This window comes from Natrinema marinum (assembly GCF_024296685.1).
Lineage (GTDB): Archaea > Halobacteriota > Halobacteria > Halobacteriales > Natrialbaceae > Natrinema > Natrinema marinum.
Genome location: NZ_CP100763.1, coordinates 3,673,175 through 3,695,202, shown reverse-complemented (window position 1 = coordinate 3,695,202; position 22,028 = coordinate 3,673,175). Strand labels below are relative to the sequence as shown.

21 protein-coding genes are annotated in these 22,028 nt (G+C 66.6%); 12 read left to right on the top strand and 9 right to left on the bottom strand.

Annotated features, from left to right (window positions below):
* Positions 1 to 309: 309 nt before the first annotated feature.
* Positions 310 to 1,710, bottom strand: coding sequence for a geranylgeranyl reductase family protein (locus NKH51_RS18355; protein ID WP_254763113.1), 1,401 nt, complete (start codon positions 1,708 to 1,710; stop codon positions 310 to 312).
* Between the two features lie 162 nt (positions 1,711 to 1,872).
* On the opposite strand from NKH51_RS18355, the gene NKH51_RS18350 reads away from it, so the two are divergent.
* Positions 1,873 to 2,205, top strand: coding sequence for a 2Fe-2S iron-sulfur cluster-binding protein (locus NKH51_RS18350; protein WP_254763112.1), 333 nt, complete (start codon positions 1,873 to 1,875; stop codon positions 2,203 to 2,205).
* 43 nt (positions 2,206 to 2,248) lie between these two features.
* Here NKH51_RS18350 and NKH51_RS18345 read toward each other — a convergent pair whose 3' ends face one another.
* Entirely contained in the window at positions 2,249 to 3,472 is a 1,224-nt protein-coding gene (locus NKH51_RS18345; protein WP_254763111.1) for an MBL fold metallo-hydrolase, read from the bottom strand.
* Between the two features lie 105 nt (positions 3,473 to 3,577).
* Between NKH51_RS18345 and NKH51_RS18340 the strand changes: the two genes are divergently transcribed.
* Positions 3,578 to 4,216, top strand: a complete 639-nt coding sequence (locus NKH51_RS18340; protein ID WP_254763110.1) for a rubrerythrin family protein — start codon at positions 3,578 to 3,580, stop codon at positions 4,214 to 4,216.
* 169 nt (positions 4,217 to 4,385) lie between these two features.
* Positions 4,386 to 5,171 (top strand): helix-turn-helix transcriptional regulator, encoded by a 786-nt coding sequence (locus NKH51_RS18335; protein WP_254763109.1) that lies wholly within the window; start codon positions 4,386 to 4,388, stop codon positions 5,169 to 5,171.
* A gap of 124 nt (positions 5,172 to 5,295) precedes the next feature.
* Here the strand turns inward: NKH51_RS18335 and ftsZ are convergent, their stop codons facing one another.
* Together ftsZ and NKH51_RS18325 are read right to left on the bottom strand one after the other, a co-directional pair.
* Positions 5,296 to 6,462, bottom strand: a complete 1,167-nt coding sequence (gene ftsZ, locus NKH51_RS18330; RefSeq protein ID WP_254763108.1) for a cell division protein FtsZ — start codon at positions 6,460 to 6,462, stop codon at positions 5,296 to 5,298.
* A 158-nt stretch (positions 6,463 to 6,620) separates the two neighbouring features.
* Positions 6,621 to 7,985, bottom strand: a complete 1,365-nt coding sequence (locus NKH51_RS18325; RefSeq protein ID WP_254763107.1) for a D-aminoacyl-tRNA deacylase — start codon at positions 7,983 to 7,985, stop codon at positions 6,621 to 6,623.
* 216 nt (positions 7,986 to 8,201) lie between these two features.
* Between NKH51_RS18325 and NKH51_RS18320 the strand changes: the two genes are divergently transcribed.
* The 6 genes from NKH51_RS18320 (at position 8,202) to NKH51_RS18295 (ending at position 15,849) form a co-directional block, all read left to right on the top strand.
* A complete protein-coding gene (locus NKH51_RS18320) occupies positions 8,202 to 10,586 on the top strand; it encodes a PAS domain S-box protein (RefSeq protein ID WP_254763106.1) in 2,385 nt (794 codons plus the stop codon).
* A gap of 67 nt (positions 10,587 to 10,653) precedes the next feature.
* Positions 10,654 to 11,580 (top strand): DUF7344 domain-containing protein, encoded by a 927-nt coding sequence (locus NKH51_RS18315; RefSeq protein ID WP_254763105.1) that lies wholly within the window; start codon positions 10,654 to 10,656, stop codon positions 11,578 to 11,580.
* 181 nt (positions 11,581 to 11,761) lie between these two features.
* A complete protein-coding gene (locus NKH51_RS18310; protein WP_254765177.1) occupies positions 11,762 to 12,565 on the top strand; it encodes a shikimate dehydrogenase in 804 nt (267 codons plus the stop codon).
* Between the two features lie 84 nt (positions 12,566 to 12,649).
* Entirely contained in the window at positions 12,650 to 13,390 is a 741-nt protein-coding gene (locus tag NKH51_RS18305; protein ID WP_254763104.1) for a helix-hairpin-helix domain-containing protein, read from the top strand.
* 193 nt (positions 13,391 to 13,583) lie between these two features.
* Entirely contained in the window at positions 13,584 to 15,167 is a 1,584-nt protein-coding gene (gene pabB, locus NKH51_RS18300; RefSeq protein WP_254763103.1) for an aminodeoxychorismate synthase, component I, read from the top strand.
* Positions 15,160 to 15,849: an anthranilate synthase component II gene (locus NKH51_RS18295; protein ID WP_254763102.1), complete on the top strand. Its 690-nt coding sequence runs from the start codon at positions 15,160 to 15,162 to the stop codon at positions 15,847 to 15,849. The genes pabB and NKH51_RS18295 overlap by 8 nt, the downstream gene beginning before the upstream one ends.
* A gap of 43 nt (positions 15,850 to 15,892) precedes the next feature.
* On the opposite strand, the gene NKH51_RS18290 is transcribed toward NKH51_RS18295, so the two are convergent.
* Positions 15,893 to 16,111: a HalOD1 output domain-containing protein gene (locus NKH51_RS18290; protein ID WP_254763101.1), complete on the bottom strand. Its 219-nt coding sequence runs from the start codon at positions 16,109 to 16,111 to the stop codon at positions 15,893 to 15,895.
* 707 nt (positions 16,112 to 16,818) lie between these two features.
* Between NKH51_RS18290 and NKH51_RS18285 the strand changes: the two genes are divergently transcribed.
* Together NKH51_RS18285 and NKH51_RS18280 are read left to right on the top strand one after the other, a co-directional pair.
* Positions 16,819 to 17,550, top strand: a complete 732-nt coding sequence (locus NKH51_RS18285; RefSeq protein WP_254763100.1) for a hypothetical protein — start codon at positions 16,819 to 16,821, stop codon at positions 17,548 to 17,550.
* Between the two features lie 345 nt (positions 17,551 to 17,895).
* On the top strand, positions 17,896 to 18,768 hold the full coding sequence (locus NKH51_RS18280) for an aminotransferase class IV (RefSeq protein WP_254763099.1): 873 nt from the start codon (positions 17,896 to 17,898) through the stop codon (positions 18,766 to 18,768).
* A 207-nt stretch (positions 18,769 to 18,975) separates the two neighbouring features.
* Here the strand turns inward: NKH51_RS18280 and NKH51_RS18275 are convergent, their stop codons facing one another.
* Positions 18,976 to 19,383 (bottom strand): hypothetical protein, encoded by a 408-nt coding sequence (locus tag NKH51_RS18275; RefSeq protein ID WP_254763098.1) that lies wholly within the window; start codon positions 19,381 to 19,383, stop codon positions 18,976 to 18,978.
* Positions 19,384 to 19,440: 57 nt separating this feature from the next.
* A complete protein-coding gene (locus NKH51_RS18270) occupies positions 19,441 to 20,550 on the bottom strand; it encodes a saccharopine dehydrogenase family protein (protein WP_254763097.1) in 1,110 nt (369 codons plus the stop codon).
* Between the two features lie 95 nt (positions 20,551 to 20,645).
* Between NKH51_RS18270 and NKH51_RS18265 the strand changes: the two genes are divergently transcribed.
* Positions 20,646 to 21,098: a Rieske (2Fe-2S) protein gene (locus NKH51_RS18265; protein ID WP_254763096.1), complete on the top strand. Its 453-nt coding sequence runs from the start codon at positions 20,646 to 20,648 to the stop codon at positions 21,096 to 21,098.
* Here the strand turns inward: NKH51_RS18265 and NKH51_RS18260 are convergent.
* Together NKH51_RS18260 and NKH51_RS18255 are read right to left on the bottom strand one after the other, a co-directional pair.
* Positions 21,095 to 21,460, bottom strand: coding sequence for a DUF7344 domain-containing protein (locus NKH51_RS18260; protein ID WP_254763095.1), 366 nt, complete (start codon positions 21,458 to 21,460; stop codon positions 21,095 to 21,097). The genes NKH51_RS18265 and NKH51_RS18260 overlap by 4 nt on opposite strands.
* Before the next feature lie 193 nt (positions 21,461 to 21,653).
* Positions 21,654 to 21,944, bottom strand: coding sequence for a transcriptional regulator (locus NKH51_RS18255; RefSeq protein ID WP_254763094.1), 291 nt, complete (start codon positions 21,942 to 21,944; stop codon positions 21,654 to 21,656).
* Positions 21,945 to 22,028: the final 84 nt, after the last annotated feature.

Here is a 22,028-nt window from a genome sequence, read left to right as displayed (position 1 = left end):
AACCCCCTAACAGAGTAGGGTAATTGCAACGTGGAGCGATAGGGACTCTTACAGTAGTCGCCCGACCGCTCGAGCGATCGGTGAGCAACGGGACATCCCGCACGGACGCAGTGGCCGGGAGGACGGCTCGAGCAACGCGAGAGCCGTCCGACTCGGGGGAGGGCAGGCCGTCACCCAGTCACTGACCGCGAGCGAGTGAAACGAGCGAGCGGGCCGACGACCGACCCAACGGGGAGGGAGGAGTGCTTTTCATCAACGTTTTGCCGAGTGCGGTCGCTTCGCGACCGCACGCAGAGCAAAAGTTTGGCTTTAGTACTTCGGATCGGCCCCGGTCGTCTCGTAGACCTTCTCCATCAACTGGTCGCGGCGGTCCTGCCAGCCCGCCAAGCCCTTGGGACTGGTCGGATAGTTCTCGTAGTGAGAGAGCAGTTCGTCGGCCCGGCGCTTGGTCTGGTAGAGGTTCCAGATCGTCCCCCAGTGACCGCGGCTCTTGAGCAGGGCCTCGAGCTTGAGCTTGAGGCCGATGTTGGTGCTGCCCGAGTACAGCGCCTCGGCGAGTTTGTCGCCGGGCATCGCGGCGAGCAGGCCCATGAGGTCGTCGACGTCGACGGCCGTCGAGAGGATGTTGTAGACGTCCAGCGCGGCGTAGCGCGCCCCGAAGTGGTCCATGACGCGTTCGTTGTACTTCCAGAAGGTGTCCTCGCCGTAGTCACCGGTCTCGAGCGCCTCGATGGCCTGCTCGGCGGCGTACTTGCCGGCGTAGGCCGCGCCCGCGATCCCGCCGCCGGTGGTGGGGTTGACGTGTCCAGCGGCGTCGCCGACGGCCATGTAGCCCGGATGGACCGCCGAATCGTACGGCCGGCGGGTGGGCAGCGCCGCGCCGAGTTTGTCCTCGACTTCGGCACCCTGGAACTCGGGGCGGGTCTCGAGGTCGCGTTTGAGGTCGTCGACCAGTTGCATGGGCTCTTCGGTCATCTGGAAACCGAGCCCGGCGTTGATCTCGGTCTCGGTGCGCGGGAAGTACCAGAGGTAGCCCGCGGCCCGCTCGGTCGGTTTGAAGACGAGGGCGTCCGACCACTCGACCGGTTCCTCGACGTGGACGATCTCGCGGTAGGCCGAACAGAAGTGGGTGTAGTTGACGTTCGTATCGAACGTCGACTCGGAGAAGTCGACGTTGTCCTGAAGCACCGACAGCGAGCCGGCGGCGTCGATGACGATGTCGGACTCGTACTCGATCGGATCGCCCTTTCGGATCGCTTCGACGCCCGTGACGCGGCCGTCGTCGGCCTGGACGACGTTCTTGACGACGGTATCGTAGTGGAACTCGACGCCGGTATCGCCCGCGCCATCGATGATCCGCCGGCCGTACTCCCAGCGGTCGATGACGGCAAGTTCGCCCGGTACGGGGATCTCGAGGACGGTGTCCTCCTGGGGTATTTCGAAGCGCCCGTGGTCGACGCCCGTGTTCGTAAACGCCGGCTCGAGTTTCGACTTCGGGATCGCCTCGGGGAAGGCGTCGGCACCCTTCAGCGCGTCCCCGCAGGCGATGTGGCCCGCTTCGGTCTCGGATTTGCGCTCGATGACGACGACGTCGTACCCCGCTCGCGCGACGGTCGCTGCCGCGTAGCACCCTGCAGTGCCGGCCCCGACGACGACCGCGTCCGGCGACCGGGTCGTCGCGGTGGTGGCCGACTGCTCCTGCGTACTCATACCCACACTGTGGACACCGCGGTAAGAAAACGTTTTATGGTCGATCCGCGGGATTTGCCGGGTCGTCGAGCGCGTCAGTACGCAGGCAGGCGGCGCTGCTGATCGAATCCGACAGTGCCTGGCACATAAAACGTTTTAGGCAGGTCATCCGTACCGAGGTGTATGACAGAGTACACCATCGAGTTCGTCGGGACGGGTGAGACGATCACCTGCACCGACAAGGAGACGATTCTCAGCCGCTGCCTCGAGGAGGGCATCGCCCAGGAGTACTCCTGCCGGGTTGGGATGTGTCTGGCGTGTTCTGCTGAGATCCTCGAGGGGGAAGTCACCCAGCCGGCCGCCCGCGGGCTCACCGAGGAGGAAGCGGAGACCTACGCGCTGACCTGCATGGCGCGCCCGCAGTCGGACCTCAAACTCGACCGCGGGAAGTACCCGCCGAGCATCGAGGGCGACCTCGCGGGCGGCGCGAGCGACGGTGCGGTCGCCGACGACTGAGTACGGGCGTGGCCGTATCCCGCGGTCGCCTCGGTTGAGCCGATCAGTCCGCGACCGCGCAGTTGTTCGGCCCGAGTTCGAGTTCGAACGCTGTCTCCTCGTCGACGTCCTCGAGCCCGAGGTTCACCGCGACGATCCGTTCGTCGTTTGCCGGCCGCGGCGGGAGATCGTTCGTCGCGCGCTCGACGAATTCCGCTTCGCTCAGCGACGGCGCCGCGAGCCGGTCGCGCAGGTCGCCGAGTCGGGCGCCGTAGGTCCCGTCGTCCCGCGGATCGGCGGCGTCGCTGTAGTGACCCGGCGCGATCATCGTTTCGTCGGGTCGCTCGAGGATTCGATGCCGGAGGCTCTCGTACAACCGGCGCGCGGCGGCCGGTGCCTCGTCACTGCCGTCTCGCGGTTCCACCGCTCGACTGTCCGCGGCGCGCTGCGCCGCGCTCCCCTCGAGATCCGGTCGTCCGACACCCTCGAGGAACAGCGTATCGCCGGTGAACAGCACGTCGGCGAGACTGAAGGAGAGCGATTCGGTCGTGTGTCCGGGTGTCGCTACCGCTGCCAACGTTGCCTCGCCGAGAGGAAGTTCGGCACCGTCTGTGAGGGTTCGAGCGTCGAACGCCAGACCGCGGTCGCGAGCGCGCTCGGGGACGACCGCCTCCGCGTCGGTTCGCGCGGCGAGGTCGCGGACGCCGCTGACGTGATCGGCGTGGACGTGCGTGTCGATCGCGTACGTGAGGTCGGCACCGCGGTCGGCGGCAGCTGTGGCGTATCGGTCCGCGAACGCCCGCAGCGGGTCGATCACCGCGGCCTCGTCGCCGCTGACGAGCAGATAGGCGAGACAGCCGCTCGAGGGGCGGTCATACTGTAAAACCGTCGCGGGCGCGCCGACTGCGAGTTCGCGGACGAGATAGAGGTCCGCCCACGCGTCCATCCCGCCGGCGAGGTTGCGCGCCTCGATGCCCGCCTCTCGCAGGAGGGAAACGGCGTGGGCGCTTGCCTCCCCGTGGCCACAGACCGCGACGATCGGCTCCTCGAGATCGGCAACGAGATCGGCCGCGCCGCCGGTCGCCTGGGCCTGAATGAACTTCACGTGGGGGATCTGAACGGCCTCGACGCCCTCGCCCTCGAGGTGCCAGCGCTCGAACTCGTCGCGGTCGCGGACGTCGAGGACGGTCAGCTCGTCGCCCGCTCGCAGCCGGTCGGCCAGTTCCGCGGGGGCGATCGAGGCTTCGCCGTCGTCCGATCGGTCGGCGTCGTTACTCCGGTCGGTCATAGCGATAGGTACGCGTCCGAAGCGGGTAAAGGAGCGCCCCGCTGTACTGATACCGTTGGTCGAATCGCCGCCAACGTTCAACACGCTCGGCGGTGTCGGTCCCCTATGGATGCCGACGACTTCCGGCCCACGATCGAGGAATCGATGGCCACCGAACTCGAGCGGCTCGGCTCGTCGAAGCTGCTCGTCGCGCTCACCGACGCGGACCTGACGGTCGAGCGAGTCCTCCGAACCGCCGCGGACAGCGAACGCGCTGCCGCCGAAACCTTCGAGACGTGGGCGGACGACGAGGACCACGCGGACGCACGCGACGCGTTCGCCGCGTTCCGAGACGAGGAGGGCGACCACTACGAGCGGGTCGCGGCGCTGCTCGAGGACAGCGACGAGGACGACGATGGCGCGGATGGCGGGCCGATGCACGACCGGCTTCGATCGTTCGAGACGACTGCGCAGCGACTCGGCGGCGTCGTCGGGCGGTCGCTGGTCGGCGACCGGACGCACCTTCAGATCGTGAACTTCTTCGTCAACGAGGGCGACGAGCGACGGGCCGACGCGTTTCGGGAACTGCGACGCGAGACGGCGGCGCAAGGTGATCGAGCGCTCGCCGTCCTCGAGGATGGCTGCGACGAAAGCGAAAAGTGGGATCGAGCGCGTCGGGCCGCCGAAGACGTGATCGACGACGCCTACGAGGCGTACGCGGGCTCGCTGGACGAGTTGGGCCTCGATCCGAAACCGATCTGTTGAGCCCGGATCGGGTCGCTCGAGGGGCTCCGCGTCGCCGGTCCGCGAGCGCACTGATCGCCGCTCTCCTATCGTCGTGTGCACACTTATCGGATCGAGTATATATACTCGTCCGCTGAGCGGGGTTCGTCCTATGAAAAAGCTTTTGCTGAGCACTTTCCATGAGAAGCCAATGAAGGCGGAGCTGTCCGTAGCGGACCTCGAGGACGACCTTTTGGAACTGGTCCGGCGGCGCGAGGTCTTCGACGTGTTGGCCGACGAACCGCTCGAGAAACCGGAGCTGGCCGCGGCGCTCGAGGTCTCGCCGGCGACGACGCATCGAATCCTCACGTCGTTCCGGAAGAAAGACTGGATCACGCGGACCGACAACGGCTACGCGCTGACGCCGGTGGGGGAACGGATGGGAACCACGGTGGACGCCTACCAGTCCGCCGTCACGGAGACGCGCCGACTGGCACCGCTGTACGAGTTGCTCTCGGGGACGACACTTCCCGTCCCGGCCGACGTCGACTGGTTCGCCGACGCCACGGTTACCGCCGTCGGGCCGCACGATCCGTACCGACCGCTGAACCGGTTCATCGATCTGCTCGGCGAGACCGACTCGCTGCGAGGCTGTGACACGACCTCGGTCGCGCCCACGTACGTCGACGACGTTCACGAGCGCATCCTCGAGGGCATGTCGGTCGAGATCGTCTTCGAGCCGCCGGTGATCGACCGCCTCGCGACGGCGTACGACGACCGCACCGCGGAGGCGTTCGAGCGTGAGAACCTCCGGCTCTGGGCACGCGACGACCTCCCGTTCGGACTGGCGCTGTTCGACGACCGGGTGGGCGTCGGCGGCTACGATCCGGATGTAGGGATCCTCTCGGTCTTCGTCGATACGGACGACCCCGACGCGTACGCGTGGGGAGAACGGGTGTTCGAAGCGTACAGAGACGAGGCCGATCGGGTCGTCTGAAGGCGGGACGCGGATACCGCGGCGGGCTTCGCCTCGAGCGGCCGGCGGGGCGGATAATGAATGGACTGGAAACGCCTGCTATCCGCCAGGGTCGCGAGTCGCCGATCGACGGCGGAACGGCCGATCAGTCGACGAAATCGATGTCGTCGCCCTGTGCGGGACCGGGCTGGACGGCTTGCTCGCCGTCGGGCCGGCCGTAGATCTGGGGCGACTGGACGCCGGTAACGACGATCATCGTCCGCATGCTGCCCTCGAGGCTCTCGTCGATCGAGGTTCCCCAGATGATGCGGGCGTCGGGGTCGATCCGGTCGTAGATCTCCTCGACGACGCCTTCTGCTTCCTCGATGGCCATGTCGTTGCCGCCGGTGACGTTGACGAGCGCGGAACTCGCACCCGAGATGTCCACGTCGAGCAGCGGCGAGCGAAGCGCCGTTTTGACCGAATCCTCGGCTTTCGCTTCGGAGTCGGCTTCGCCGAGACCGATCATGGCGACGCCGCCCCGTTCCATGACGGTGCGAACGTCAGCGAAGTCCAGGTTGACGAGGCCGGGTTTCGTGATGAGTTCCGTGATGCCCTTGACGCTGCGCATCAGCACCTCGTCGCTGACCTTGAACGCCTGGCGGACGGGGAGTTTGCCGACCGAATCGAGCAGGCGATCGTTGGGGACGACGATGACGGTGTCAGAGACGTCGCGCAGGCGCTCGAGGCCGGCCTCCGCGTTCGTTCGCCGGACCTCGCCTTCCGCGGTAAACGGCGTCGTGACGATCGAGATCGTCAGCGCGCCGGCCTCGCGGGCGGCCTTGGCGACGACGGGTGCCGAACCGGTGCCGGTGCCGCCGCCGAGGCCGGCCGTGACGAAGACCATGTCCGAGCCGTCGATCGCGTCGTAGATGTCCTGCTGGCTCTCGAGGGCGGCCTCCTCGCCGACCTGTGGGAGCGACCCGGCGCCGCGACCGCCGGTCTTCTCCTCGCCCATGAGGATCTTGGTGTCGGCGTCGATCTCGACGAGGTGCTGGACGTCGGTGTTGGCGGCGACGAGTTTCGCGCCGTGAATGCCTTCCTCGTGCATCCGATTGATGGTGTTGCCGCCGGCGCCGCCACAGCCGACGACCGTGATGTCGGTCTGGAGGTCCTGCAGCACGTCCTCGAGTTCGTCGTCGGTCATCGTTCCCGTCTGTCGGCCGCCTGTGTCGCCGTCGGGCGACTGCCCCTCTCCCGGCGCACCCCCAGGAGCACCGGCCGGGTCCCCGTTCTCGGCTTCGTCGATTGCGTCGTCGATGATAGAGTCCATTCTTGGCCCTGTCTAAAAGATGGAGCATAATTACCTTTCCCCTACACGTCAGCCGTCTGTCTGACACGTTAATAGTATCTTACGTGTCTGTCACCTTCGCCGGGGAATGCGCGGTACGGTGCCGAGTAAGTATATATTACTGTCGGCCGACGGCTGGGTTAGAAGGGGAATCGACGGGTCCGTTCGGTGTGAACTCTCTCAGGACTGACTGTTTCTCCGTCGATTGTCACCGGGTCCCCCTCAGCGAGCGCGCCAAATTTCCGTCCTTCCGGAACGCCGGCCTCGCGCGCACGTTCGGGATCGAACGCGGTCTCCGTCGCGACGACGGCATCGTCTTCGAGTCGAACGGCGTCGAACTTCGATTCGAGGACCGCGGCGAGTCCCTCGACGATCGCCGCTCGCGGGCCGGTCAGTTTGCTGCCGTTTTCGACCTCGGCCTCGGTGACGGTCACCGGAACCGCCGCCCGCGAACCGACGCGGCTCCCGCCGTTCTCGGTGGCGAAGGCGACGGTGTGTGCTTCGACGACGGTGCGAACGTATTCGTGGTCGATCCCCTCGGCCGTCGTGACGAGTTCCGTGGGGAGGTCGACGACGGCGATCGATTCGGCGGTCCGATCGCCGAAGCGGATCCCGTCCTCGACCGCACCCAGTTCGGATTCGACCGCGTCGACGAGTTCGAGGGGCCGGTCGCCGACCTCGCGCAGCCAGGTCTCGCCGACCAGCCGGCAGTCCATCGTCTCGAGGGTTTCCTCGAGGACTGGCCAGTCGCCGTCGAGTAACGCGATTTCGGCGTCGCTGGCCTCGAAGGCCCGCTCGAGCACGTCGCGGTGGGCCGTCGGGTGGTCCATCGCCTCGAGCGCCCAGTCGGCCGCGACGTGGCCGACCGCCCACGGCGTCTCGCGGACGACGCGTCCGAATCGGGGCGCGTAGTGGTTGCCGCCGAAGCCGACGATCTGTCGTTCGCGGTGGGGGTCGACATCGCGAAGGTCGAGAATGGCGCGGGCGACGGCCTCGGCACCGGCGGGATCGTCCCATTGCTCGTCGCCGCTGCCGAGTTCGGCGAACAGCGACGGACAGCCCACGTCGCTCGGGCCGTGGTGGGTACACTCCATGCCCACGTCGTACGCCTCGGGAGCGTACTCGTCGAAGGCCTCGAGCAGGCGGACCAGGGCGTTCGGCGCGGCATCGGCCAGCGCGTCGGGCTCGCCGCCGAACTCGGCCGGGCCGAAGTTGCCCGTGAAGTGGCCGGTCAGCAGCGCCCCCGTGTCGCCCGAGTGTCGCGAGGCGAAGACGAGCAGATCGGGGTCGCAGTCGAAGGCGTCAGCGGGACGCTCGAGTTCGATGTGCAGGTCGTCGAACGAGCGGAGGACGGCCCCGTCGGTCCGATAGTAGGTGCCGCCACCGTCGGCCGCCGGTCGGGTGTCGTCCTCGCGGCGCTCCCAGTCGGCGTGCTCGTGGAGCTGCTCGCAGATGTGCTCCGAAGCGCGGTCGGCGCGGCTTTCGACGATCGCGAGCGCGGTCATACTCGTGCTCGCGCTTTGAGCGCGTTAACGGCGACGGTTCGCGGCGACGATTCCGGCGTGGTCGCCGGCTCGAGCGTCACGCATTGCGGACGTACCACCCGTGGCTTTTCGTATATGGAGATAACATATACTGTGTGTGGTTGTGCTTACCAATCACATGGACGATAGCCCGATCGAACACGGACACGGATCGAACGCACGGGGGAAATCGGGATCGTGGACAGCACGCTAGACGAGGTCAGTCTCGAGATCACCGAGCTGAGCACCCTCGACAGCGACGCCGCCGTCGTACCGTTGGATTCGGACGGCGTCGTCACCGGCTGGAACGACGGAGCTCGACGACTCACGGGGTACGACGAGGGAGCCATCCTCGGCTCACACTACCGGACCCTCTTCCCGCCGGCCGCCCGCGACTCCGGTCGACCGAACCAGTTGCTCGAGCGGGCCCAGACCGACGGGACGGTCGAAGACAACGGCTGGCGTATCGGGGCGGAGGAACGCCGACTGTGGGCCCGCGACATCGTCGCCACGATCGGCGCGGACGGGACGATCGGTGACCCCATCGATGCCGAGACCGACCTGCGGGGGTACGTCTGGTTCGTTCGCGACCGTACCGAAGAACACGAGCGCCAACGGGAACTCCGCGAGGAGAAAGCCTTCGCGGAGAACGTCTTCGAGGCGCAGCCGGACATCGTCTACGCGTTCGACGCGGAAGGGAACTACCTCGAGTGGAACGACCGCGTGCCTGCGGTAACGGGCTACAGCGAGTCGGAGCTGGCCGAGATGACACCGCTGGAGTTCGTCGCCCCGGCGGACCGCGAGCGGATCGACGAGGCGATCCAACGCGCGCTCGAGGGAGATGAACACGTCACCGTCGAAGCGGATCTCCTCACGAAAGACGGCCGTCGGATCCCCTACGAGTTCAACAGCGCCCGGATCACCGACGACGAGGGCAATGTCCTCGGCTTCACGGGCACGGGCCGCGATATCAGCGAGCGAAAGGCCCGCGAACGGGCGCTGCGCGAGGAGAAAGCGTTCACCGAGAGCCTCCTCGAGGCCCAGCCGGACGTGCTCTACGCGTACGATACCGAGGGGAATCTGATTCAGTGGAACGGGCGGTTCGAGCTCGCGGCCGATTACGACCTAGACGACCTCGACGACATAGATCCGCTTACGTTCATCGCACCAGAGGATCACGAACACATCAGCGAGGCGATCGAGCGCATTCTCGAGAAGGGGGAGCGCGTGACCGCCGAGGGGCGAGTCATCACCGAGGACGGGCGTCGGATCCCCTACGAGTTCAACAGTGCCCGGATCACCGACGACGAGGGCAATGTCCTCGGCTACACCGGCGTCGGCCGCGATATCAGCGAGCGAAAGGCGCGCGAACGGGAACTCAAGCGCCTCGAGCGGCTCAACGCGGTCATCAGGGCGATCGACGAGACGATAGTCGCGGCGGAGACGCGCGAGGAGATCGAAACGGCGATCGTCGAGGAGTTCGCCGCCGCCGACGCCTACCGCTTTGCGGCCATCGGGCGAGTAGAACCTGCCGCGAGGGCCGACGGCCACGCCTGGGATCCCGAAATCTGGGCGGGGATCGACGAGCCGGCGGCCGACGGCGTGCTCGCGTCGTTCGTCGATCCGCCGGCCGACGCGTCGGGAACGTCACCGTTCGAAACCCGAACGGTCCAGCGATACCGCCATCTCTCCGAGAGTCCCATCGACGAGTGGCGGACCGACGCTCGCGAACGGGGCTACGAGGCCATCGCGGTCGTCCCGATCGTCGCTGCCGATCGGCCGACCGGCGCGCTAGTAGTCGGGGCCGACGAGGCGTCGGCGTTCGCCGACCGCGAGCGCGAGGTGTTACAGGAGTTCGGCGGCACGATCGGCCACGCGATCAACGCGATGGCGGTTCGACGGCTCCTCTACATGGACACCGTCGTCGAACTCGAGTTCGAGTCGAGCGACCGAGGCGACAGCTGTATTCGGATGTCGGCGCTCACCGGCAGTACGCTGTCGGTCGATCACGTGTTGCCGCTGACCGACGAGGTGTTCGTCTACTATCTCACCGTCACCGGGGCCGCTCCCGAGCGGATCCGGGAGGTGGCGAGAGACGACGAGGCGATCACGGAGTCCCGATTGATCGACGCGACCGACGAAGAGAGCTACTGGGAGATCGTCGTTCGCGGGGCGACGATCACCGCACTGCTCGCGGAGTACGGCGCGCGGCTCCAGTCGAAAACCGTGCGCGACGGCGCTGGAACACTCACGGTCCAGGTGAGCCCCGACGCGAACCTGCGCGACCTCAACGACGCGGTCACGTCGGCCTACCCGGAGACGCGCCTCGTCTCGAAGCGAACCATCGACCGGCCGGTCGAAACGTGGAGCGACTTCCGGCAGCGCGTCGAGTCGGCCCTGACCGAGAAACAGCGGCTGGCCCTCGAGGCGGCCTACCACGGCGGCTACTTCGAGTGGCCGACGCGAAACAGCGACGCCGGTGAGATCGCCGATCGGCTCGGCATCGCCCGCCAGACGTTCCACCAGCACCTCCGCGTCGCGCTGGCAAAGCTACTATCGGCATACTTCCGGGCCGACGAGTGACGACCACTCAGCGATACCAGATCATGCTGGTACACTTCTTTCCCCTACCCAGTGGCTCTACCGAGTAATGAGTTCACCCCCGGCACCTGAAACGACGATCGCGGCAGATGTCCTCTCGGAGCCACAGGGGCGGTATCTGCTCGCCGCGCTGCTCGAGCAGGGGGCCACGGTACCGGACCAGTCGTCGATCGAGACGCTCGCGACGGAGGTCGCGGCCACGGAGCACGGCTCTCCTATCGTCAGCGACGATCAGTGCGAGCAAACGCAAATCTCCCTGCACCATCACCACGTCCCGCGGCTGGTCGGCCTCGGTGTTCTGAATCGGACAACCCGTGGGGACGTGACGCTGATCGGACTCGCCGACCACTCGATTCTCGAGACCGACTGGGTCCGGACCGTCCTCGAGGACCCCACCGGCGATGCGTTCCCCGCGGACGAGGACACGCTGGACCGAACGCTGCAGGCGCTTCGCGAACCGCGGCGCCGAGCGGTCTGTGCCGTCCTCGCGACGCGACGCGGCGCGGTGTCCGTCTCGGAACTCGCCGCCACGCTCACCGCTCGAGAGAAGGGTGACGAACCGACGGCCGCCGACGTGAGCCCCGTAGAACAGACGCACGTCGCCGCGTCTCTCACCCACAAGCACCTCCCCACCCTGGCCGCCGCCGGACTCGTCGACTACGACCCCGAGGCCAGTCGTGCCGCGCTCGCCGCCGACGCACCGCAATGGGAGGCTGACTGGCTGCTCGAGGGACCACTCGCCGACGCCATCGGGCTCGAGCGACGAGCCGATCGGCGGGCGAACACGGCGGAGGATCGACGCGAAACGGCCCCTGCAGAGACGCTCGGAAACGGCGACAAGACGATACGCAGCGGCAGAACGGTGTGGATGCTGGCGCGACCGCCCGCAGACCGGACGGACACCTCGGACGCGTCGTCGCGGGAACTCACGAACCCCGCCGGCCTGTCGTCGAAGCCGCCCGATTCGCGCGACTGATCGCCGCCGACGGACGGCCACAGGGAGCAGCGGTCGATCGGAACCGGGTCGCCGGCCGCGTTCACGCGACCGATGCGGGCGTGATCGAGGCCACACTCCGAACGCGACGCTGGCTCGGCTCCGCGGTCTCGGAGCCGGACCGATTATAGTCCCACCGCGACGAATGAGCGCACCGATGGCTATGGACGTCTACGGGCTCCTCGGTAACCCGGTGGGGCACTCGCTGTCGCCGCCGCTACACGAGGCCGCCTACAACGAACTCGGACTCGAGGCGCGCTACGTCACCTTCGAACCCGATCCCGAAGAGATCGCCGACGCGATCCACGGCGCCGACGCGCTCGGGGTTGCGGGGCTGAACGTGACGATCCCGTTCAAACAGGACGCCCTCGAGATCGTCGCCCCCGAGGACCTGGCGACCCGGATCGGCGCGGTCAACACGATCGACTTCTCCGGGTCGGGGCCGCCGACGGGGTACAACACCGACGCCGTCGGCGCGCTGCGTGCGCTGCGCGATCACGACGTGACGCTCGAGGGAGCGCGAGCGATCGTCGTCGGTGCCGGCGGGGCGGGTCGGGCGGTCGCGTTCGGACTCGCCGACGCCGGCGCGACGGTCGCGATCGCCAACCGGACCGAGCCGAAAGCCCGCGAGCTGGCCGAGGAAGTCCCCAGCGCGACCGGCCACGGCCTCGCGGAGCTCGAGACGCTAGTGCCGGAGGCGGACGTGCTGGTCAACGCCACGAGCGTCGGCATGGAAGAGGACGTCTCCCCGGTGCCGGCCGACGCGCTCCACGACGAGTTGGCCGTCCTCGACGCGGTCTACCGCCCCCTCGAGACGCGACTGCTGCGTGAGGCGGCCGCTGCCGGGGCAACGACCGTCGACGGCGCGTGGATGTTGCTCTATCAGGGCGTCGAGGCGTTCGAGATCTGGACCGGCCGGGACGCCCCGGTCGCGGTCATGAACGAGGCGCTCCGTTCGCGGCTCTGAGGGGATCGCGAGCGGCGGCCTCGATCCTGGCCCCGGCGACAGTATCAGGCGAATTTAAGTGTTGGAGCCGACTACATCGAGATAATGGCAATCCTCCAAAAGCTGAAGTCCCTGTTGGGATTCGACGAGTCGGACTCGGAGCGCGGAGGCGCTCGAGAGGTCGGGGTAACGGTCGAACGGGAACGGTCGACGGACGAGGGCAACGGACCCACCGCCGGCACCGATCGAAGCGAACCGGCAGAGGGACGGGCCGCCGAGCCGCCCCAATCGGCGGCCAGCGGCTCGAGTTCGGCGGGATCGACGGAGTCGCTGACGGAGCCGACGGACGCCCCGGAGGAGGGCGCTGAGCCGGCGGAAGCGGCCGGACCGGAGACGGACGACGCGGCACCGACGGCCGAAAAGACGCCCGATCTCTCCGAGGGAGAACCGCCGGTCGAAGAGGCCGAACCGGAGACCGGTGACGCCGATGCAGCCGAGGCGGAAGCGACGACCGAATCGGACGCAGACGAGGCCGAGACGACGACTGAGCCCGCCGACGCCGAGCCCGAACCGGACGCCGACGACGAGGGCGGTGACGCGGAAGCCGAGACGGAGACGGAGCCGGAGACAGACGCGGCCGACGCCGAGCCCGAACCGGAGCCGACCAACCAGGAGCCGGTCGACTCGATCAAGGGCATCGGCCCGGCCTACGCCGATCGGCTCGCCGGTGCGGGTGTCGAAACCGTCGGCGAACTCGCCGTCGCAGACGCCGCCGACCTGGCCGACGAGACCGACATCTCCGAGACGCGCATTCAGGGCTGGATCGACCGCGCCGAAGTCCGGTAACCGACTCGCGCCGCCCCGCGGTCCCGGACCGCGACCGACACTCTCCGACTCGTTCTCGCGTGTGGACTCCCCGCCGTTTCGCTGCGCTGTGAGTGCCGGAAGCGCCGCTTTCGGTATCGGGCTCGCCGCGGTGACGGCCACCGAAGGCCCCGAAATCGCAAGAGGATTACCCGCCCATCCCGACCGGCGAGATATGAGCGATCCGCGCGTCGTCACGACGCTCGATTCGTTTCGCGCCGCCGCCCGCGACCCCGACGGCGACGCGGCGACCGACCGTGACGTCTCGACGCGCGCCGGACACCGGGTTCCGGTCGAGGTTCGGGCGACCGTCGACGATCCGTTTCTCGCCTACCGTCGCGCCCGCGACGGCGACGCCGACGGCGGCGTCTTCCTCGAGACGACCGGCGGTCAACCCGGCTGGGGCTACTTCGGCGTCGATCCGATCGACCGACTCACCGTCAGTGCCGACGCCATCTCGCGAGCGGAGGGGGACGGGCAGTCGCCAACGCTCGCCGCCCTCGAGGGGCTGCTCGCCGGCGACCGGCTCCTCCGCGGCGACTGCGACGTGCCCTACCCCTGTGGGGCCATCGGCTGGCTCTCCTACGACGTGGCCCGCGAACTCGAGGCCCTGCCCGAGTCGGCCGTCGACGACCGCGGACTGCCGCGACTCGAGACCGCGGTCTACGACCGGCTGGCCGCCTGGGAGGGGCCGACCGACGGCGCGGTGACGCTGCGGATCACGGCCTGTCCCCGAATCGCGGGCAGCGAGCGGGGGCCGGCGCCGACGGCCGCCGACCTCGAGGCGGCCTACGAACGCGGCCGTGACCGGGCGCTCGAACTGGCCCGGGCGATCCGCGAGGGCGATCCTGAAATCGGCGACCCGCCAGTCTCGAGCCCCGAGGCGACCTTCGAGAGCGACTGCGGCCGCGCGGCCTTCGCCGAGCGCGTGCGTCGAGTCAAAGAGTACGTCCGCGACGGCGACACCTTTCAGGCGAACATCTCACAGCGACTGGTCGCGCCCGCGGCGGTCCACCCCGTCGCGGCCTACGACGCCCTGCGACGGGTCAATCCGGCCCCCTACTCCTGTCTGCTCGAGTTCCGGGCGGCCGATCTGGTGAGCGCGAGTCCCGAACTGTTGCTCGAGCGTGACGGCGAGTTCGTCCGAACCGAACCCATCGCGGGGACGCGGCCGCGCGGCGAGACGGCCGCGGAAGACGCCGCGCTCGAGGACGATCTGCTGGCCGACGAGAAGGAACGCGCCGAGCACGCGATGTTGGTCGACCTCGAGCGCAACGACCTCGGGACGGTCTGTGCGTACGGGTCGGTCGACGTCGCGGAGTACCGCCGGATCGACCGCTACGCCGAGGTGATGCACCTCGTCTCGAACGTGACCGGTCGGCTCCGCGCCGACGCGACGCTGTCCGACGCGATCGCGGCGGTCTTCCCCGGCGGGACGATCACCGGCGCGCCCAAGCCGCGGACGATGGAGATCATCGACGAACTCGAGGCGACCCGACGTGGCCCCTACACTGGCAGCGTGGGACTGTTCGGGTTCGACGGCCGCGCGACGCTGAACATCGTCATCCGGACGCTGGTCCGCCACGCCGACGAGTACCACCTGCGGGTCGGCGCGGGCATCGTCCACGACTCGGACCCCGAACGCGAGTACGACGAAACCCTGGCCAAGGCTCGCGCGCTCATCACCGCGGTCGACGAGGCGTTAGGCGAGCGCGCGGAACTGGGACTCGAGGCCGAGAGAGGTGAGAACCGTGAGTGACGAGCACGGTAGCCGTGAGCCGGCGAGCGAGCGCAGCGACCGGTTGCTCGTCATCGACAACTACGATTCGTTCGTCTACAATCTGGTCCAGTACGTGGGAGAGGTCGCAAACGAGGTGATCGTCCGTCGCAACGACGAGATCGATCTCGCGGGCGTCCGCGACCTCGAGCCGACCGGCATCGTCGTCTCGCCGGGGCCGGGAACCCCGCGGGAGGCGGGGATTTCGATCCCGCTGTTCGCCGAGACCGAGTACCCCATCCTCGGGGTCTGTCTCGGTCATCAGGCGCTGTGTGCGGCCAACGGTGCCCCGGTCGTCCACGCGCCCGAGGTGGTCCACGGGAAGCCCTCGACGATCGGCCACGACGGCGACGGGGTCTTCGAGGGCCTTCCGGAGACGTTTCAGGTGGGTCGCTATCACTCGCTGGCGGTCGAGCGCGCCGACCTTCCGGCCACGCTCGAGGAGACCGCCCGGACAACCGACGAGCGCGGCGTTCTGATGGCGGTCCGCCACCGCGAGCGGCCCCACATCGGCGTGCAGTTTCACCCCGAGAGCATCCTCACGCGCGAGCACGCGGCGGCGACCGACTCGAGCGACGACGGCACCGGCGAGGAGATTTCGCTCGAACTCGGCAAGCGGATGATCGCGAACTTCTGTCGGTTCGCGGCTCGAGCCGACGAGTGATCGGGCCGGCCGGATCGGCGCTCAGGGGGCGATCGGCGGGCCGTCACCGGTCCCGATCGATCACCGTGACCGCGTCAGAGCCGGGACCGAGCACGACTCGGTAGCCCTCGTACTCGAAGCGAACGGTGGCGGTCGGGTTCGACTCGAGGACCGCGGTGAGGGCCTCGATATCCACCGTCTGGGAGAGGGGCGGCAGGCCCGTCACGGCGCGGTCCTCACGGGCCGCGATACACGTGAGTGCCGTAGCGAGTGCTGGATGCATCGTGATCGTCGGAGTGTTCGACCAGCGTCAGTTCGTACGTCGTCTCGCAGTCAGGACAGCCGACCGGGTCGGCCGTCGTCTCGAGACGAACGGCTGTGCCACAGGTGCAGTGGATGGTGATACTCGAGTCCATGGGTTTGGGTCTGTGGCCCCGACGCGGCGGAGACAACCCGGCGAGCGAGTCGACGACGGTCGCGACTGGTCGGCGGACGTCGGCACTTCTTTATTTCGCCAACGCCAACGGTGGATTGCTCCCGCGACGCGGGGGCCGTGTGTGAGCCGGAGTGCTAGCTTGGTGGCAGGACTCCGGCTCAGCGCACTTTCGTGCGCATCCGTGCGGTACGCAATCTATCCTAAAGAACGTTAGGATATTGACTGGTTAGAGTCTGCGATGGCGATCCAGAAAACGGGCCCAAACGATGGCTTGGCTGTGTTGTGTGCAAAAACGCGTGCCCCTAAGGGGGCAAGGCAATTGCGCGGCGCGCAGAGCGCGCGCCGCGCTGGCGGTAAGTCGAACTGGCCGATGTCGGCCGATACAGAGACGCTACAGCGGTGGTAGGTATGGGTGGGACCATGCTAACCAGAACTAGCGGAAACGCTTAGACGGGGTCAGAAAATCGAGTCGATTGAGATCCTTGCCTGTTCGGAGGAATCTCGCGTGATGTAGATTTATTATCCCTGAAATGAGTTTCTGGGTAGTATACACGATGGGAACTGATTTCGACCTATCTGAGTTCATCAAAGATACTTCAGAATTATTTCTTGTTTTGGGCGTGTTCGCTGCAACTGCGGTCTATACTCATGATCTTCAGGGTAGCGATGTGGGCCTTACAGAGAAGTATTTAGGATATGGACATGGGGGCTCGTTATTAATTGTGGCTCTGCTAACATATTTGATATACAAGGAGATGACGCAGAGACTTGGAGGGAAATTTGAACTCATGCGAGCACACTTACGAGTTAAAAATATTGAATTAATACTGTTCTCGTTATCCTATTATCTCCTATTTTGGTCAATTGGATGGCTGATTCTCGATCAAAACTCAATCCTCCAAATAGTCCCACTAACAATTATTGGATTTTTTGTTCTGGGGGCGATTTTGTATGGATTTGAATTCTTAGATGGGAGAGTTATGTCTGATATTAAACTCGCAGTCATCCTCCTATTCTTATCATTTATTTCTATTATTATTTCATCGAATGGTCTGATATGGTTGCCTAAGAATTATGAATTGGTGGCTGTAGGAACATTATCGCTTAAAAACGCAATAATGATGCTACCTACTAGTGCATTTGTTACGTCTATGATTATATTTGTGATGTCTGTTATAATTGGAAGTATTTCAGCTGTCGCCCTAATTTCTGGACTGATTGTCTATATAAAAGAGAACTTATCCACCTGGCTGAGGGAAAAAAGAGCAAAGTCTGAGACGAAGTAACTCTACCAACTTCTATCCTCTCCCCCTCGGGTTGCACGTCGACAGAATCCGATTCCCGAATATGCACACGAGTCACGACTCGTCGTGTGCATAGCAACCGATAATCCCCCCGCGAGAACAGTCGGTTCTCAGATCGGGTGACGAAAAGTCCCCGCTCAGGGCCGTATAAGCTACTCGAGAACATCAAAAACGACGACGTAGAAATCCGTGTGTACGGACACGAGAATCCGACCGAGGGGCGAATCGAGGCCGTATCGACGGCCGAAGTCGACGCCCTCGAGCGGGAGACCGTAGCTTGATACCGCTCCGAGTGCCACGACGAGATACCGACGACTCGAGGGTACCATGACCGACGACCTGCTGTATCACGTCGACGACGAACTCGTTCCCGCCAGCGAGGCGACCGTCAGCGTCGACGACCGTGGCTTCCGCTACGGCGACGCCGCCTTCGAGACGCTGCGGGCCTACGGCGGCACGGTCTTCGCGTGGGACCGCCACCTCGAGCGCTTGGAGCGGACCTGCGAAACTCTCTCGCTCGAGCACGGACTGACGAGCGACGACCTCCGTGAGCGGATCGACGAGACGCTGGCGGCGAACGACCTCGCGGACGCCTACGTCCGGCTCTCGATCACCCGCGGCGTCCAGCCGGGGAAACTCACCCCCCAGCCCGCGGTCGATCCGACGGTGGTCGTCTACGTCAAACCGCTCCCCCGCGGCGGGCTCGAGGGCAAACCCGTCTGGGACAGCCCGGCGGCCGTCGAGACGGTCGAGACGCGGCGCGTCCCGGACGAGGCGATTCCGGCCGCGGCGAAGACGCACAACTATCTCAACGGCATCCTCGCGCGCACGGAACTCGGCGATGACGCCGACGAGGCACTCATGTGCGACCTCGAGGGGCGAATCGCGGAGGGCGCGACGAGCAACCTGTTTTTCGTCCGCGACGGCGCGTTGCACACGCCGACGACCGACGGGCCCGTGTTGCTGGGGATCACGCGGGAACTCGTCCTCGAGTTGGCTCGAGAGGCCGGCGTTCCGGTTCACGAGGGGCGATACGAGCCGGCTGACGTGCTCGCGGCCGACGAGGCGTTTCTGACCAATCGGACCTGGGAACTGCGGCCGATAACGACGCTCGACGGCGAGCCGATCGGCGGCGGTCGCGTCACGGATCGACTCGCGCGGCTGTACGACGAGCGCGTCGAGGACGCCTGTTACCGATGAGGGCCCGATTCGGGGCCCTCACGACCCGGAGCGATGAACCGGGGCTACTCTCTCTGCGAACGCGAGCCCGATTCCCAGACCGATCGCGCTGGGAACGGCTTTGATCCACTCGAACCGTCCGAATACGATCACTTCGACACCGGCGATCACGACGAAAGCGAACCCCGCCCACAGGACGATCGAAAGCAGGACGTGCCGGGACACGGGTTACGCACCGCCGCTATCGCTGCGTGCGAGCAGTCGAAGCATCGTCCAGCCACAGAGGTACGTCGCAACGAAAGCGACCACCGCTGTGGCGGTGGCATCGGACAGGAGGATGCCGGCAAGGAGATAACTGCCCGCGAACAATCCGCTGGCGACGGCCGAAGCGGCGATCGTCCACGTCACGTCACGCGACCAGGACCGATCCTGCGGCATGTAGTGTTCGTGTGCGGAGGGGACGAGGACGCCGATCGTCACGAGCAGCAGAAAACCGCCGGCGACCTCGTGTGTGTACCACGTGCTCCCGAGTCCGACGGCCATCGCGATCGGGACCGCCGTGAGCAAGACCGGTGTGGAACCGGACGATAGATCGTCGCGAAATCGATCGCGGAGAGACTGTGAGTCGGGAGACATATATCTATTGACAGCAATCATGAATAAAAATCTTGCCAGCCGAACGGACGCTCGATCTCAGTCGTCGGACGTGACGACCGACCCGCCCGGTTCGCCCGACGCCTCCGGCGCGTCCACCAGTTCGCGCTCCGTCCCCGCGAGCTCGAGTGCGAACTCGCTCCCGAAGGCCGACGCGGGCGTCTGGAACCCGTCCGGGACCTGACCCCCTCGCTCGAGGACGCGTTCGGCGGCCGTCACGGCCGATTCGGCGGTCAGCGCGTACGGGTTCGGCGTGTGCAGCCGGGCCCGCGCCCGTCGGCCGGTGGCCCGATCGGTGACCTCCCCCCAGACGACGGCGCTGCCGGTCGCCAAGGCGCGCTCGTCCGGCCCGTCGACGCGGGCGTCGATCAGCCGCTCGAGCAGCCGTTCGGCCGGCCGGCGCTCGAGGAGCCACCCCAGCGAGCCGACGGCTGAGAGCCCCTTCGTCGCCCACGACGGCGCGGCGGCGTAGACCTCGACGGACTCGATACCGGTGGAGTGAGCCGCGGTGACCACGTCGCCCCAGGGGATCGTGACGGCGTGTTCGGGGCCGTCGCCGAAGTCAATCTCGCGCGTTCGGAAAGCGGTGGGAACCTGAATGAGCCGGCCGTTTCGGCGCACGACCCCGCCGCTGCCGAGGTGTTCGACGAGCGTCTTCGCGGTGCCCCGCGAGAGGCCGCCGCCGCCTCTGATCCCGAGCCGTAACTGGTCGGCCTCGGGGAGCTGCTCGGCGAGAAACGCCGCCAGACAGTCCGACGGGACGACGTCGAAGCCGACGCCGGGAAGGAGAGTGACTCCCGCATCGCGGGCCGCGGCGTCGCGCTGGCGGAGACACTCGAAGACGGAGAACTCGCCGGTAATGTCCAGATAGTCCGTCTCCGTCTCGAGGCAGGCGGCAACCAGCGGCCCGGCCGTCTCGACGAACGGTCCCGCACAGTTGAGGACGGCATCGAACGACGCGAGCTGAGCGCGGAGCGCGTCCGACTCGAGGTCGAACGTCCGCCCTTCGACGCCGAGCCGGTCGGCCTGCTCGGTGACCGCGCGGCCGTCGCGGCCCGCGACGACGGGCGAACCGCCTCGCGCGACGGCCTCGCGGGCGATCAGCCGTCCCGTGTAGCCGTAGGAACCGTAGACGAGAAGGGAGTCCATAGACGGCGTTGGTCGGAGAGATGTTTAAAATTCCGTCAGACATGTGCCACAGGGTGGCGTAACGTTCAGGGTGACCGACCGATAACCGGAGCGTGATGGACGACGGACGGATCACGGCGCTGTCCGAGGTGCCCGACGACTCGACGGTTTGCTTTCGCGTCACCGACGATGCAGGCGAGATACGGGAAGCGATCCTCGTCAGGACCGACCCGGCGGCGACCGACGGCGGGGAACCGATCGCCGAAGCGGACGGCGTCGCCTGTTGGCTCAACTACTGCCAGCACTTCACGCACATCAAACTGGACAAGGGGTCGGGCGCGCCGATGCGAAACGGCGAACTCGTCTGTGCGAACCACGGCGCGTACTTCGAGGCCGACTCCGGCGAGTGTACGTTCGGTCCCTGCGAGGGGGCCTACCTCACCGAACTCGAGGTGAGCGTCGCCGACGGCGACGTGTATCTGACCGACGGCGATTACGAGTTCGTCGGGATAGGGCCGATCGAGGGCGACGACCTCGATCGTACGTCGACCTCGAACGTCGAGTTCTAGACCGCGTCGGGGGCGACCAGATCACGCTCTTGATCGTACTCGAGTAAGCCGGCATCGACCAGCCGCGGGAGGTGGTCGTGGTACAGCGACAGGTAGACCTCCTGGACCCGTTCGGCCGAGATGTTTCGCACGCTGTTTCCGGTCTCCCGAACCGCGACTTCCTCCGCCGCGTCCGGGAGCGTCAGTTCCTCCTCGTAGGTGCGCATGACCTCGAGCAGCAGTCGCCGACGCCGGTCGGCCAGCAGGGCGAACGCGTCGTCGAGCGAGTCGCCCGAGAGATCGTGGTCGTCGCCGTCGAGCCAGTTGAGCAGTCGCTGGACGAACTCGACCGCGTCGATGTCCGAGTTAGATCCGGAACTCATAGGTGCTCGAGTCCTCGAGTCGAGCGACCGCGCCCAAAGACGGAGACGGCGGCCGCCGCCGACGGGACGAGACGCCGCCGCTCGCTCGAAGGTTCGTATCAGGGTCTCGCCTGCGCCGTAAATATTAGTATCGGATCCGGTTGAGAAATGTCAACTGATACCGACAGTCCGCAGGGGATGAACGTCGACGGGGTCACTCGATGGTGAAGGTGGGTTCGTCGACCGATTCGCTCTTGCAGTCGGGACACCGCGAGGGGAGGTTCAGGAGGTCGTCGTAGTCGTCGAAGCCGCAGTCTCGACACGTCGGCGGGGCGACGAGCAGTTGCTCGTCGGTTCCATCGACGGACCGAGAGACGTGTTCGACGTGACGGACCACCGCGTGGGGCGTCAGATCGAGTTCGACGGCCAACTCGCTCGGCGTCGCCGGCTCGTCGCGGAGGGCGTCGGCGAGTCGCTGCCGCGTCGTTTCGTCGGCCTCGCGCATACCTCGGCTGACGGCGCTCGCGCTTTTAGCGTTTGCTCTGTTCGCCCCGACCGGACACGAATTCCGTGCGTCGGCTTCCCGTCG

What these genes read in the sequence shown, in the direction of transcription:
- NKH51_RS18355 (WP_254763113.1), bottom strand. Translation starts at nt 1,710, where the DNA reads ATGAGTACGCAGGAGCAGTCGGCCACCACCGCGACGACCCGGTCGCCG.
- NKH51_RS18350 (WP_254763112.1), top strand. Translation starts at nt 1,873, where the DNA reads ATGACAGAGTACACCATCGAGTTCGTCGGGACGGGTGAGACGATCACC.
- NKH51_RS18345 (WP_254763111.1), bottom strand. Translation starts at nt 3,472, where the DNA reads ATGACCGACCGGAGTAACGACGCCGACCGATCGGACGACGGCGAAGCC.
- NKH51_RS18340 (WP_254763110.1), top strand. Translation starts at nt 3,578, where the DNA reads ATGGATGCCGACGACTTCCGGCCCACGATCGAGGAATCGATGGCCACC.
- NKH51_RS18335 (WP_254763109.1), top strand. Translation starts at nt 4,386, where the DNA reads ATGAAGGCGGAGCTGTCCGTAGCGGACCTCGAGGACGACCTTTTGGAA.
- ftsZ (WP_254763108.1), bottom strand. Translation starts at nt 6,462, where the DNA reads ATGGACTCTATCATCGACGACGCAATCGACGAAGCCGAGAACGGGGAC.
- NKH51_RS18325 (WP_254763107.1), bottom strand. Translation starts at nt 7,985, where the DNA reads ATGACCGCGCTCGCGATCGTCGAAAGCCGCGCCGACCGCGCTTCGGAG.
- NKH51_RS18315 (WP_254763105.1), top strand. Translation starts at nt 10,654, where the DNA reads ATGAGTTCACCCCCGGCACCTGAAACGACGATCGCGGCAGATGTCCTC.
- NKH51_RS18310 (WP_254765177.1), top strand. Translation starts at nt 11,762, where the DNA reads ATGGACGTCTACGGGCTCCTCGGTAACCCGGTGGGGCACTCGCTGTCG.
- NKH51_RS18305 (WP_254763104.1), top strand. Translation starts at nt 12,650, where the DNA reads ATGGCAATCCTCCAAAAGCTGAAGTCCCTGTTGGGATTCGACGAGTCG.
- pabB (WP_254763103.1), top strand. Translation starts at nt 13,584, where the DNA reads ATGAGCGATCCGCGCGTCGTCACGACGCTCGATTCGTTTCGCGCCGCC.
- NKH51_RS18290 (WP_254763101.1), bottom strand. Translation starts at nt 16,111, where the DNA reads ATGCATCCAGCACTCGCTACGGCACTCACGTGTATCGCGGCCCGTGAG.
- NKH51_RS18285 (WP_254763100.1), top strand. Translation starts at nt 16,819, where the DNA reads ATGGGAACTGATTTCGACCTATCTGAGTTCATCAAAGATACTTCAGAA.
- NKH51_RS18280 (WP_254763099.1), top strand. Translation starts at nt 17,896, where the DNA reads ATGACCGACGACCTGCTGTATCACGTCGACGACGAACTCGTTCCCGCC.
- NKH51_RS18275 (WP_254763098.1), bottom strand. Translation starts at nt 19,383, where the DNA reads ATGTCTCCCGACTCACAGTCTCTCCGCGATCGATTTCGCGACGATCTA.
- NKH51_RS18270 (WP_254763097.1), bottom strand. Translation starts at nt 20,550, where the DNA reads ATGGACTCCCTTCTCGTCTACGGTTCCTACGGCTACACGGGACGGCTG.
- NKH51_RS18265 (WP_254763096.1), top strand. Translation starts at nt 20,646, where the DNA reads ATGGACGACGGACGGATCACGGCGCTGTCCGAGGTGCCCGACGACTCG.
- NKH51_RS18260 (WP_254763095.1), bottom strand. Translation starts at nt 21,460, where the DNA reads ATGAGTTCCGGATCTAACTCGGACATCGACGCGGTCGAGTTCGTCCAG.
- NKH51_RS18255 (WP_254763094.1), bottom strand. Translation starts at nt 21,944, where the DNA reads ATGCGCGAGGCCGACGAAACGACGCGGCAGCGACTCGCCGACGCCCTC.